Raw genomic sequence first — 12,755 nt, forward strand, 5'->3', positions numbered from 1 at the left:
CTCACTCCCTAGTCAGTAATTGTTCTTTCGCTTTGAACTGTCCATCTACTAACAAAATTTGCGGCATTAATCGGCCGTTTTCTGAAACGAAGTGTAAGTCTTTTTCATAAAAATAATATTCAGACGGGTATGGGGCATAGCTTGTGATTAACAGTCCATCCTCTGTATCTTCAATAGAACCATTCACAACAGCGATTTTACCGTCTTCCTCATACAAGAATGTCTTCTTGCCGAATCCGTCTAAATAGGCAACCAGCTCTTCCCCCATATCCCAATCCGCTGTCTCTTCTTCTTTTGTAAATAAGCGGGTAAATATACCGCCATCTCGGAAGAAGGTTGATTGACCAAAGCGATTGCGAGACAGGTCTGGCCTGTTTATATGAGGACCAGCAATGCTGTAAGTGGAAGCAGCCTCTCCAGTAGTTAGTTTCGTATCTGTTGCTTTTGCATTCGTGTCATAGCAGTAAAGAATCCCGATTGTTGCCCGGTATGCCGCTTTTAAGTAGCGGATATCCTGTAATTCCTCGTAAACTTTCAAGCAGGCAGCTGCTGTAACTCCTCCCCAAAGGGAATGAATCATATAAGATAATGCCTCCCACCAGCGGTCAGGGCTTTGGGCCCGGAAGTCATTAGAAAAGCCAATATTCGCAAGCACTAATTCTCCATATCGTTTTGCAGCGTTATGATGTTTTGTGCTTGCCAACGCTCCTGCAGCTGGCCCAAATCCGGCATTATCATAGAAATGCTCTGTTATGGCCGCTTTATATGTCGAGCTGTCTTTAGCTACAGTCTGTGCTATGTTAGTCCATAGTGCGCTGATTTCTTCATATTTTTCTGTTAGTCCGCGATTTTTCAGCTCTGCCATTAATTCGTCAATGTATAAGAAAAACACCCCTAACATTTGCGCTTCTTCTTTTCCTCTTGGCGTATTGTGGAGATCAGGGTTTACTCTTAAAGAGAACACGTCGGCAGCCCAAGATAAATAGGTATCTGGCTCATTCAGCTGCAAAATATCTTGATCGAACTGGGAAAGAAGATAGAAAACATGGGCTATATATTCGAAATCCATGCAGCGATAGAAGTCGCCATAAAGGTAAACAGGCTTTGTAAACTCACCGTTTTCGAACCATTTTTCACGAATATAATGAACGCAGCTTGCTTCTACTTGCTGTACTTCTTTCGCATTCACTTTACCAAGCAGGTTATTTTTCAATACTAAGCTTAATTTTCCTAATGACTCACCTTGATTAGATAGCGGCGAATAGCTGTAAGGATTTTCGCTGTCTGCTCCATTAAATAACACATCGCTAATATAGCGGGAGCGATTTTCAATGATGGTTTTGATTGGCTCCATTACATTTAAGATAATGCTGTCAAAAGACTGGTCATCTATTTCAATCGTAATTTTATGTTCGCCAGGTACAGTGAACAGCAGCTTCCCAGCGTATGTTTGTTTCATGCGTTTAATTTTACCGACAATATTTTCTTTCTTTCGGTTGCCATTCCAGTCCAAATACTCGATATAGGCATCTGTTAAATACTTGTTGTCAGGCAGCTGTACCGAAAAATCATAATATTTACCTGCTATCGCAAGGGGCTCAAAGTTAAAAACAGGATGGCCGTGCTGCTCTTGGCCAATTTGATAGAAGTCCTGCTGACTTTCAAATGATTGCAGCTTGTATTCCCATTCCTTCTCACTTAAGCCAGACAGCGCAAAGTCAGTTTTGTTGTATAACCAATCGGCATTCTCAAAACTATCTGGATATCCCCCTGCCAAGATTAATTGGTGAAAAAGCAGACCATCAAGAGATGGGGAAACGCTTTCAAAAAAGAGATTATTATACGCACAGTATGTTCCTACCGATAATGTTTGTCCTTTTGTTTGAAACATACCTAAATGCGGGGCTTCATTACTTCTGCGAATACATGCCAGCTTCGAATAATCGGCAGAGATAGAAGTAAATACAGCCGCAGAATGATTGGTTTGCTGATTAAGGTCATTCTTGCGGAACATCACGTAAGAAAAGGAAGACCAGATGGCAAAATCGGAAATATTCACTTCCTTCGCTTCCAGGTTTTTCATCGTTATATTCCAGACGAGATTGTCTTCAGCTTGCTTTAAATCGTACTTCATGATGACTTCTATCTGTTCAAAGGTGTATGTGACTAAAGCTTGGGCCGCTTCTCTTATAATTGTTGGGACTGTATCTGCACTAGTAAGCTTCATACCGTCAACTGTCAGTGAAAAGCTCCCAAATAATTTATCTTTTTCTTCATATCCTGTTTGCGTAAGATAGTTTGAGTCAATGACCCAATTCATTTGATGTGTATCTTCTGTTAAAACTAAATTTGTTAAATTTCCACTCGGTGAAATTTCTAATGTAAAATGGTTATTCTCCATAAAAAATACCTCCTTTATTTAAAATACTGTGGTAATTTCCTATCCCGCAACGGTGTTTTTGAAGGTATAATAAGTTGAAAGCGCTAACTTTTAATATCGCCACTAAAATATAACAAAATAAATTATCATTGAACATAAAGGATTCTAATCATTTTTTAAGATATTTCACTCGATTTACAAAATTTTTTTAGAGAAAGAGGTGAGTTGGATGGAAATAGTTTCAATCGCTGTACCACCCTTTCCTATCTTTATTGAAGGCAATATAACGTTATATGAAAAAGGAACAAGCCATCCGGACAGAAGCGAATTGGAGTATTTTGATATTATTCTTGTGAAGAAAGGCCGGCTGTATTTAACGGAGAATAAGAAAGAATTTATAGTTAATAAGAATGAGATGCTGCTCTTACTGCCCTTCAAACACCATTTCTCCACCATTCCGACAGATGAGGAGACAGAGTTTTATTGGCTGCATTTCTATACAAACAGCTACTATACAGAAGAAATTCAACCTGTGAAGCTAGAATCAACGATTCCCATCCCAGCATTGCATTTTCATAATCACAGCTACACACTGCACCTGCAAAAACAATGCACTCTAGTTGATTATGAAGAAATTTATAAAAAAATAGACCAGCTGTTAGCGGCCACCACGAAGGAAAATAAAGATTTGTCTTTCTGGGATATTCAGATCAGCTTCTTCTCTCTTATCAATCTATTAGAATCACAAGGCATGGCAAAGGACAGCGGATATATTATCTCTGAAAAAGTTGCCCAATATATACGCGATCATTATCACAAACCAATTACGAACACGATTCTGGCAAAGGAATTTAATATTCATGAAAATACGATTGCAAAGTATATGAAAAGATTCTATAAAGTCACGGCACTGGAATACTTAAATACGTACCGCCTAGAGCAAGCCCGAATTCTGCTCCTTAAAACAGATTATCCAATTCAGTCTGTTGCAGAGCAGTGCGGCTTTAGCTATGGTCCATATTTTTCCAGTGCTTTTAAAAAGACTTATGACATTTCGCCATTGAATTATCGGAAGAAGCATATGGGGAAAGAAAAATGAAGCCAAACTTCGTATGGCTTTATTCACCTTTATTTTCATTTGTTGGCAGCTAGTATGCCCCTTTTTTCATAATATGCAAGTTTATTACGGTGCATCATAAAAATCCAATTAATCACGGTTGTATAGTCCCCTTTATATGCATAAGGTTCAATTGCCAGTAATTCTTTTACGAAACTAAACAATCCATAATTGAAATATTAATAACATCATTGTTTAGCGAATGATACCAAAACTGCATAAAAAAAGAGCCGCAAATTAGCAGCTCACTATCTATTATTCTGTTCCACCAACCAGCTCAATTTCTGACCGTCTGACAAGCTCTACCGTATAGCTGTTTTGCTGAAGATCCTTTATTTCCAGGAAACCAGAGTTATAGATATGTATAATTCGGTATTTTCTCCCTTTATATTTGACCTTTTTTCCCAATGACAGCATATGGTTGAACCTCCTATTTAGAATGAGATTAGCGACTCATGGTGAATATCTGCAAAACTTATCAATGCTCAAATGGCAGTCCGGCTGCCTTAACGATTGAAGTGTCTAAGGATTGAGTTATGTTTCCAAATGGTGAGATCAATAGACCAAACAACAAAATGGCTGCAAATAGTTTTTTCATAAGATCACCCTCATCTTTCGCTTTTTTTCCAGTATACTTTGGCTGAAGAATCGGTGCGTTTATGATGAGAGCTTGTCTCAACGGATATGCTATAATGAGAGGCAGAAAAGCTGGATTTCCCTCAAAAAATATAAAAATTTTTATAAAATGGTGAGAATGATGGTAGAGTTGAACGCTAAAGCACTTGGGGAAGAGGTTAAGCGGCTGCGGAAACTGAATAAGCTTTCACAAACACAGCTTGCAGACGGAATCTGTACACAGGCGACAATCAGCGGCATTGAAGCTGGCAGGGGCTATCCAAGTGTGGATATTCTGTATATTATCTCTATTCGCTTGAAGGTAACACTAGAATATTTATATAAAATTCTCTTAAATGATGCCGAGGATTATATTAAAGAAACAGAAGAGTTTCTGGAAGATTTAATGAAACAAAAAAATTATAAAGAAGCCTATGAAATTTGTCAAAGTGAACGAAAGCAAGGAAACAGAAATCTCGGCTATAAATTCGAACAGCTGATAGCGTGGGTGCATATTGTGTCTGGTTATTATCTGCAAAAATACGATTATCGAATCGCTATCAAGGAACTGGAGAATCTTCTCGATGATGATCATCCCCTTTTCGGGCAAGACTTCATTGATTTCCGTATTCAAAACAGCATCGCTATCATCTATGCAGAAAACAGCCTGTTTCAGAAAAGCCTGCGGCAATATAAAAAAATCCTTTCTTATCAAGAATTTTTGAAACAGCAGCATAAATTCCAAATTAAGCTTCATTATAATATTTCGAAATTATTCTTTCTGCAAAAAGAATATATACGGTCCTTAGAGCATGCCGACAGCGGCATCGCTCTTACTAAACAAAAGGAAGATATCTCAATGGCCGGCCAGCTGTATTTCCAGCGGGGAGAATGCTTAGAAGAATTGGATGAGGACTTGGATGCTGTCAAAGAGGCATACAGGAAGTCGCTTTTTATCTTTGAACTGCTTGGAAATGAACAGTATGCAGCTATGGTGAAGGAACAAAAACAGGATATCTTCTCTTCTATGTAAAGATGTACTTGGAAAAAACTAAATTCCTAATTTAAGATAGAAGAAAAAACACCGCCAATATCATCCGAATTGACGGTGTTTTTTCTGTTTTAACTTATCCCTTAAAATAATGCTCTAAACCGCTTGTCCACATCGGTACAACCTGCTCAATAAGCTCTTCTACAGATCTTTTTCTGCCTTCTTTATTCCAAGTGTAACTCGCTCCGTAAATGCCCCAGCTTAATGAGGTGGCTATTGCGATATGCTCGTCCTTCGGATTTGTCTCATGCTCCAGAAGATGAAGGATGACATCGTAAACTGCCTCAATCATCTTATTCTGGAAGTGGTCGCCGAGAGATTCATAGTTTTTGGCACATTGGCCGCTTAATTCTTGATGGTATTGGCACATCACGTAAAATAGGCTGCTCAGTGAATTTTCGTTGAAGACGGCATGACAAGAAAGACGCTGATGCAATGTTTCTCTGAAACCATCAAGTAATGTCAGGTCCAACAGCTCATATTTATCGAGGAAATGTGCATAAAAGGTTGCTCTGTTGATGGTTGCTTTTTCCGTGATATCCTTGACGGTTATGTCTTTGAAATCCTTCTCCTGGATTAAAACAGTAAAGGCATCCAAAATAAGCTGTCTCGTTCTAAGTACTCTTGGGTCGCTTTTTGTTGTGGTCGTTTCCATTTTCCCCACCTCCATATGTAAAAAAAATGTTCTATATATTGAACTAAACGACATTTTTCGACTTATGTTGTTTAGGCTACATATTAAAAATAATGACGATTGCTACTAGTATAATTATATTCTATCATAAAGTAAGCAACACATGTTGTTTAAACGATAAGCGTTTAACTATAACTGCTAGAAATATATAAAATTTAAAATAGAGGTGTTTAAGAATGGCAAACGTATTATTCATAAAAGCAAACTCACGTCCAGCTGATCAAGCAGTGAGCGTTCAGTTATATGATGCTTTCTTGCAAAGCTACAAAGAAACTCATCCAGAAGACACAATCACTGAATTGGATCTTTTCCAAGAAAACCTTCCTTACTTGGACAACGACAAAATCAACGGTATGTTCAAGCTTGCTAGAGGAATGGAATTAACAGAAGGCGAAAAAGCTGCATCTGACCTAGTAACTAAATACTTGGATCAATTCCTTGCTGCTGATAAAGTAGTATTCGGTTTCCCATTGTGGAACTTCACTGTGCCTGCAGTATTGCACACATACCTTGACTACTTGAGCCAAGCAGGCAAAACTTTCCGTTACACTGCTGAAGGTCCAGAAGGCCTTGTTGGCGATAAGAAAGTTATGCTATTGAACGCTGCTGGCGGCGTTTACTCTGAAGGACCTGCTGCTTCTGTTGAATTAGCAGTTCGTTATGTAAAAACAATCCTTGCATTCTGGGGCGTACAAAATCCTGAAACAATTATCATTGAAGGACACAACCAAAACCCAGATCAAGCTGCAGAAATCATTGCTGCTGGTGTTTCTAAAGCTGCAACTGCTGCTGCAAAATTCTAATTATAAAGGGCTGCTATCTAGCAGCCCTTTTTTATGTTCTCACAGGTCATTTAAGAGTCCGACTTTGCCTGTTTCTCCGTCTACATAATGGTGGCAGTCAAGGAATCCGCATAAGACGTATTCTTCTTTTTCTTTGTCGTAAACATAGCATGGCTTCAAAATGAGGTAATCCTTTATTGCTTCATATGCTTCCTCTTGGGAAATTTTGATTTCCCTCGGCTTTTTATACTCTGAAAATCTTTCAAACATAGGTTCATTATCCATATAATTAAATGCTTTGAAGCTGCTGCCATCCAGCATGATTAGTAGTTTTCTCTTAAAGATATTTTTAGATATGTCTGTTTGGACAAGCTTCACGTCAATAAAGTCATAATGACGGTGAATATTAGTCATTCTCCAATTTCCTGAATCATGTGGATACACCTGTTGCAAGAAACTTCGCACCTCTTTTACGCACATTTGAATGTCTCCATCCGTTAGTGGGAAGGTTTCCGGATGCGGTTCACATGCTAAAGCCTGTTCTAGTGTTATTTCCCTCGTAAATTCAACTGGCTTCCGTGTGAAAGATTTATGTATAGGCTCATCCCATTCCATTACATAATCGATATCCTTTGAATTCAGGGTTAGCCCCATAGGGAATGTTCCGCTAAGGTCATTGCGGATATAAATCTCTTCTAATCCATAGAGAGAAATAATTTGCTTTTGCTCATCTAAAGGAAAATCCCATTGTTGAAATTGTTGTTTCGCAATATGCTCTGCTTTGTGAAGGTCAAGTGTGTATATCTCTTCTTTTACAGGGAGTTTGTTTATAAAATCCCCATACATACTGAAAAACACAAGGCTGCCATCTTCATCAAACTCGATATCTATCCACTCTATTGGTGAAATTTGCACACCATTGATGATTCTTTTAAAAGAAAGCCTATCCTCCTCTTCCTTCCAAAATACAAAATCCTTCTCATAAGTCAAACCTGTTTCCGCCTCTAGCCAATCGATAATCCCCGCTTTATCTTTTACATGTAGAATAGGCTTGTTCAAAAAAGATTTACCGCCGACAAAGATGATACTGTTAAACTTCCTTGAATCCATGTAAATACTGACAGAAGCTGTCCCTTCTGGAACCTCGTCCTCCTCATCATATGCTTTAATATGCTCAGGCAGCCATTCCATTTCCAATGAGTACACTGTTTTGTTCTGATTTGTTACTTTTCTATCAAGGTCACAGGAGTAAAGATAATAGTTTCCTAAACTAAGCTTCTCTTTCGTATAATCTACCAATGCTTGTATTCTGGCATCCACTCTGTTTTCCTCCTCGTACATAATCTCTTAAGGTAAATTATACCATTAACTAACATAGAAAAAATCCTAAACACTTTTGGTTTAGGATTTGATTTCTATTTGTTGTACTGGTTTAATCCATTCTCCTTCAGGGCCAGCTGCCTGAATCCTTCCATCATGAAATAGAAGTTTGCCTCGATTAATCGTGCTGTTTATTCTGCAAGGAAAAGTATGGCCTATATATAAGCTGATTTTATTTTTCGCAAAGAAGTTATCTTCACTCACAGTAAATGGTTTATCTGTAGACACAAGGATAAAGTCAGCGTCATAGCCTTCAGCAATTTTTCCTTTTGCTTTCAGTCCAAATCGTTCGGCTGGATTTAAGGCTGTGATATTGGCGATTTGTTCAAACGGAATCTCGTATTTTAACGCTAATTCCATCATCGACAAGAAGGAAAACTGGCCGCCGCTAATGCCGCCCCATGCTTGAAAAATATTATATACAGCCGAGTCCTTCAAATCACTTGTACATGGGGAGTGATCGGAGGAAATCATATCAAATTTCTGGTCGATCAGGAGTTTGATGAGCTTTTCCTGTTCGTCTTGTTTGCGCAAAGGCGGAGCACATTTAGCAACAGGACCGTACTCACGCAGTGCTTCATGGTTAAACAGCAAATAATGCGGGCATGTTTCGACGGTAACATCCATGCCTTTTTTCTTTGCCTCTTCAATCTTTGTGATTGCCTCATGTGAGCTGATATGAACAAAATGCAAGGGACAGCCAGTTACTTCTGCATAATACAAAGCACGCTGTACTGCTTCTGCTTCGGCAGCAACCGGACGTGTTTCTAAATAATCATCTGCTGTTACATGTCCTGCCTCTATCTTACGGGCAGCAAGCCAGTCTGTAATCGGACCGCTTTCAGAGTGAAGCGCAAGCACCTTCCCTAAGCCGGCGATAATCTTCATTCCATTCAGCAAGGTGATATCATCGACATTTTCGAATTCCTTATTGCCTGTTGTAGACAGGAATGCCTTAAAGCCAATCACGCCCTCTTCTGCAAGCTCTACTAAATCCTCTTCATTGCCAGGAACAAGTCCGCCCCATAAGGCGAAATCTGTGTAAGATTCTGCCTTTCCTCTGTCACTTTTCAAGTAAAGAGCTTCTTTGTTTACAGTAGAAGGAATGCCGTTTAGTGGCATATCAAAGAAGGTTGTCACACCGCCAGCTGCCATCATTTGTGAGCCTGTGCAAAAGCCTTCCCAATAATCACGGCCAGGATCACTGAAATGAACATGCACATCAATCATGCCTGGAAAAACATACTGTCCAGCTGCATCAATAACAGAGTCTGCTCCTGCTAACTCAGCACCAATCGCCACAATCCTGCCGTCTTTAACTCCGATATTTGTTGTCTGTACTTTATCAGGAAAAACAACCTTTCCGTTCTTAATCAGCATATCAAACATTACTATCTCTCCTTTTTTCTCATATGTTTATACCATTACCGCTCGAATATTGTTCCTTTCTTGAAGACCGAATCTTTAAAGGTATATTTCATCAACAGGAAGTACGACAATCCGCCAACAATAACTCCAACAATCCAGCCGAGATCTACTTCAATAAATGCAGCACCTGCACCGAGCAGCATCGCAATAATTGCACAAGGATTGAAGCCTGCAAACGGGCCGGTTTCGTCATATAAATCAGCAACATTCACCGTTTGTCTTCGCAATAGATAATATTCTACGAGCAAGATGGCAACAATTGGACCTAAAAAGGCGGAGTAGATTAACACAAATGTGTTCAAGCCGGCTGCTGAATCATCTTGGACAAGCACCCATGGGAATGAACCAAATGCAAGCAGGCCAGTAATGATGACAGCAACTTTGTATTTCGCTTTTGTCAGCATGGTAATCACATATGTTGGCGGAATGATGTTCGCTACCATATTTACAGCAATAGCACCAATCACAATAAATGCCGAAACAGCTGCCGTTATATAAGGATTATCAACCACTACTGCAAATGCTTTGACCGGATTTGAGATACCTGTTGCTGATGCAAGCATCGCACCGATTGTAAGAACAAAACCATAAGCAATGAAGATTGGTGAGAAGTATAAGAAGCCGCGCTTTGTGCTGCTGACACCTGATTTCAACTCACGAGAGTAATCTGCTGCACTTAGGAAAATGGCTGCATAGTTGCCGAGGAACACCATGATGAATGCAAAGAATGGCAGCCCCCATGTCCCTTCAGAATGAACCCATCTTTCTGCAATAATTTCGCGGTGTGATGCCATAAGAAGATAAAACACATAAACAAGTCCCAGCATGATAACAACAGATGCTAAAATCTCGACCCATTTAATTGCGTGGAATCCATATAAAGAAAGAACAATTTGCACTAGCTGTATCACTACAAAGCAGATAACCGTATTATCAAAAGCACCGCCTGTCACTATTTTCGCAATCTCATTCAAAGCTGTACCGCCAAGCCAGCTTTGGAAGCCAAACCAGATGATGGCAGGAACTCCACGCAATAAAGCTGTAATGGCAGAACCCTTGATCCCAAAAGACATCCGCAGCTGCATAACATAAGGAACTCCCGTTTTATAACCGAGCCGGTCATTCAATGTAAAAAATATAGATATAATTCCAATCGCAATAATCGCAGCTACGAATGTTTGCATAAGATTCAGCGTTGCTGCTCCAGCGACAATCAAGCTTGCACCTAAGGTCATATTCCCTAAATTAACGCCATCACCAATCCACATGAACATGTACGAAAGCTTACCGACACTTCTTTCTTCAACCGATTTCGGTCTTAATGATTCATCTACATCTCCCCCATTTGGAAGTGTTGCTTCTGCAATTGGTTGACTTGCCAAGTTTGTAGACATGTTCCATCATCTCCTTTTAAATAAGTGATTCAACAACTTGAATATTATGATTATTATGAAAATTTAAGTTATAAAGAGCCTTTTACAGTCTGACAAATGCTCCTTTCCATCCGTTATAAAAAGTGACAATAGTTGTTAATAAACCTAACATATTTTAATATGTGTTAATAATATAAGAGTTGTTTTTGAAAAGCATTGGAGAAAATGTAAAATTTACACAAGATTTCTAGACTGTTTGCACATTTTTGGAGGAAGATCGGCTTTTGAAGTAAGCATTTAGTTAACAACACAAAAAATGGAGTTACCCTATTCTGAATACACCTCTACTTCTTTCAGTTATTAGTGTTATTATGGCAGAACCAAATGTAAGCTTTTTTACATATAAGAAGAGGTAAAAATCATGAAAAAATTCACGCGAACTAAGTTTAAGCATAAATGCACTACTATAAATCTTACTTATAATAGCTATGCTAAATACGATAACCCCTTATTGCCGCAGTATTTCAATATTTCTTTTATTATAAAAATGATTGGTGAGAAGGATGTTATCTTAGTTATGTTCGTTTAATAGACTAATAAATGGATAAGCTTAACAACAGCTGAGCTTATTTGTTAGCTGACCTATATTTTTACAGTTAAGAAAAAAAGAAGCCTGTCCTTATAACAAGCTTCCTTCCCTCACTATCTAGCCTCGAGTTCATCCTCTGTCAGCCACTTATGATTCGTCACTTTTTCTCCACCGTTTGCTGGTGTATAGTCGACCATGTAAACAGTAGTTTCTACCGCTGCATCGATCACTGCTTCTGCGCCTTTCATACCTTCCATATGGTCCGCTTCTAGGGTTACTTCTGTTCCTGGGGCAAGCTTTTCGTTGCCGGCGTCTTTTATTTCCTCCTGCACGACCCATTTGTGGTTATGCACCATTTCGCCTCCGCCAACAGGAGTATAGGATACTTCATATGCAATCGTATCATAGGAGCTTAGCACCGTTCCTTCAGCATCTTTCATGCCCTTCATATGATCAGCGAGGATGGTCACTTGGCTGCCGTCAATGAATTTTGGTTCAGCGGCAAGCTCTAATCCTTCTGGCAGTTCAGCAGTGCCTGTATGTGTATGTTCTTCATCTGTATGATTATGGTCTGTTTCATTATCGTTATTTGCAGTACAACTGCCCATAATGATGGCAACTGCTAGTATTGGCAATCCTAGCATTCTCCACTTCATCTGTAAAATTCCTCCTTTATGTATTATTCCTATTGTTATCACTAAAGGAGGGGTTTTAAACATGAAGGGTTGTTATAGAAGCTGTTTGACCATCACAATTGCCATTGCCCACATAACGAGAGCGGAAGCTTTGTTGAGCAGAACAAGCAGCTTTCCTGACTTATCTGCTTTGCCTAGCATTCTTCCGGCAATTGCCAAGCAGAAAAACCAAACCCAAGATACGGCGATGCAGGCTAGAGTAAACAGCTGCTTTTCTGTGCCGCTGTAGATAAGCGAGCTTGTGCCGATTACTCCGACTGTATCCATAATTGCATGTGGATTCAACAGCGAAACGGACATGGCAAAGCCGACTTGCTTACAAGGTGTTAGTGTGTGGCCGCCGTCTGTCTTCGGCTTGCTTTTCCATATTGCATAGCCCATATAGATAAGGAAGCAAGCCCCTGCTATAAAGAGGAGGTTTTTCAGCCAAATGAATTGAAATAAAAACAACGATACTCCTAATACTGCAAGCAAAATCAACAAGGTGTCACAAATGCTTGCTGTCAAAATGGCAGGCAAACTGCTGCGGAACTTCCTGTGGCCTGCTCCTTGGTTAAAAATAAATATATTTTGCACACCTAAAGGCAGGATGAGCCCTAGTGCTAATAACATTCCATGAATAGCTGCTTCTAGCATGATATTCCCTCCAAA

General features: G+C 39.4%; 11 protein-coding genes. 3 read left to right on the forward strand and 8 right to left on the reverse strand.

Translation table 11 applies throughout. The annotated features are described in order from the left end of the window. Position 1: 1 nt before the first annotated feature. Positions 2–2,401, reverse strand: a complete 2,400-nt coding sequence (locus LXM54_RS14065) for a hypothetical protein (RefSeq protein WP_233315839.1) — start codon at positions 2,399–2,401, stop codon at positions 2–4. Positions 2,402–2,609: 208 nt separating this feature from the next. Here LXM54_RS14065 and LXM54_RS14070 point away from each other — a divergent pair, with 208 nt between their 5' ends. Then, positions 2,610–3,479 carry an AraC family transcriptional regulator gene (locus LXM54_RS14070; RefSeq protein WP_233315840.1) on the forward strand — a complete coding sequence of 290 codons (870 nt, stop codon included), beginning with the start codon at positions 2,610–2,612 and terminating at the stop codon, positions 3,477–3,479. A gap of 273 nt (positions 3,480–3,752) precedes the next feature. Here LXM54_RS14070 and LXM54_RS14075 read toward each other — a convergent pair whose 3' ends face one another. Beyond that, entirely contained in the window at positions 3,753–3,914 is a 162-nt protein-coding gene (locus LXM54_RS14075) for a hypothetical protein (RefSeq protein WP_233315841.1), read from the reverse strand. A gap of 337 nt (positions 3,915–4,251) precedes the next feature. Here LXM54_RS14075 and LXM54_RS14080 point away from each other — a divergent pair, with 337 nt between their 5' ends. Beyond that, complete coding sequence (locus tag LXM54_RS14080; RefSeq protein ID WP_233315842.1) at positions 4,252–5,145, forward strand: helix-turn-helix domain-containing protein; 894 nt, start codon at positions 4,252–4,254, stop codon at positions 5,143–5,145. Between the two features lie 94 nt (positions 5,146–5,239). Here LXM54_RS14080 and LXM54_RS14085 read toward each other — a convergent pair whose 3' ends face one another. Then, a complete protein-coding gene (locus LXM54_RS14085) occupies positions 5,240–5,818 on the reverse strand; it encodes a TetR/AcrR family transcriptional regulator (RefSeq protein WP_233315843.1) in 579 nt (192 codons plus the stop codon). Between the two features lie 215 nt (positions 5,819–6,033). Between LXM54_RS14085 and LXM54_RS14090 the strand changes: the two genes are divergently transcribed. Further along, a complete protein-coding gene (locus LXM54_RS14090; protein ID WP_233315844.1) occupies positions 6,034–6,660 on the forward strand; it encodes an FMN-dependent NADH-azoreductase in 627 nt (208 codons plus the stop codon). 39 nt (positions 6,661–6,699) lie between these two features. Here LXM54_RS14090 and LXM54_RS14095 read toward each other — a convergent pair whose 3' ends face one another. The 5 genes from LXM54_RS14095 to LXM54_RS14115 all read right to left on the reverse strand — a co-directional run bounded on the left by LXM54_RS14095 (position 6,700) and on the right by LXM54_RS14115 (position 12,740). Further along, positions 6,700–7,959, reverse strand: a complete 1,260-nt coding sequence (locus LXM54_RS14095) for a hypothetical protein (RefSeq protein ID WP_233315845.1) — start codon at positions 7,957–7,959, stop codon at positions 6,700–6,702. Positions 7,960–8,040: 81 nt separating this feature from the next. Continuing rightward, entirely contained in the window at positions 8,041–9,408 is a 1,368-nt protein-coding gene (gene allB, locus LXM54_RS14100) for an allantoinase AllB (RefSeq protein WP_267913401.1), read from the reverse strand. Positions 9,409–9,443: 35 nt separating this feature from the next. After that, positions 9,444–10,841, reverse strand: a complete 1,398-nt coding sequence (locus LXM54_RS14105; protein ID WP_233315846.1) for an NCS1 family transporter — start codon at positions 10,839–10,841, stop codon at positions 9,444–9,446. A gap of 681 nt (positions 10,842–11,522) precedes the next feature. Beyond that, positions 11,523–12,065 carry a YdhK family protein gene (locus LXM54_RS14110; protein ID WP_233315847.1) on the reverse strand — a complete coding sequence of 181 codons (543 nt, stop codon included), beginning with the start codon at positions 12,063–12,065 and terminating at the stop codon, positions 11,523–11,525. Between the two features lie 72 nt (positions 12,066–12,137). Beyond that, positions 12,138–12,740 carry a LysE/ArgO family amino acid transporter gene (locus LXM54_RS14115; RefSeq protein ID WP_233315848.1) on the reverse strand — a complete coding sequence of 201 codons (603 nt, stop codon included), beginning with the start codon at positions 12,738–12,740 and terminating at the stop codon, positions 12,138–12,140. Positions 12,741–12,755 lie beyond the last annotated feature (15 nt).

This window comes from Bacillus sp. Au-Bac7 (assembly GCF_021341655.1).
In the GTDB taxonomy this organism is placed as follows: Bacteria; Bacillota; Bacilli; order Bacillales; family Cytobacillaceae; genus Niallia.